This window comes from Gordonia sp. OPL2, assembly GCF_003797825.1.
Lineage (GTDB): Bacteria > Actinomycetota > Actinomycetes > Mycobacteriales > Mycobacteriaceae > Gordonia.
The window spans coordinates 1-422 of sequence record NZ_RKME01000104.1; the positions used below are offsets into that span (position 1 = coordinate 1).

Annotated in this window: 1 protein-coding gene; it reads left to right on the forward strand. The window is 61.8% G+C overall.

Annotated features, from left to right (window positions below; all coding sequences use genetic code 11):
- Positions 1–90: 90 nt before the first annotated feature.
- A partial coding sequence (locus EEB19_RS26500) for an AsnC family transcriptional regulator (RefSeq protein ID WP_187590302.1) occupies positions 91–422 on the forward strand: 332 nt, incomplete at its 3' end.

A 422-nucleotide genomic window follows, 5' to 3' on the forward strand; every position in this document is an offset into this window, starting at 1 on the left:
AGTATAGACAGCCAATCCCAGTTGATTTGCCTGATTTGAAATCAACCGGCAGGATGTTCTCCTGCAATTCATTCCCCAAGGTTGACGGCCATGGCCACCCGTACCCGCGAACTGGACAAGATCGACCGCAAGATCCTGCGCATCCTGCAGGCGGAGGGCCGTATTTCCTTCACCGAACTGGGTGAGCGGGTCGGCCTGTCGACCACCCCGTGCACCGAGCGCGTGCGCCGGCTCGAGCGCGAAGCGGTGATCACCGGCTACCACGCCCACCTGGACCCGGCGGCGGTGAAGGCCAGCCTGCTGGTGTTCGTGGAGATCAGCCTGGCCTACAAGTCCGGTGACATCTTCGAAGAGTTCCGGCGCGCCGCCCTGAAGCTGCCCAATGTGCTCGAGTGCCATCTGGTCTCGGGCGACTTCGATTA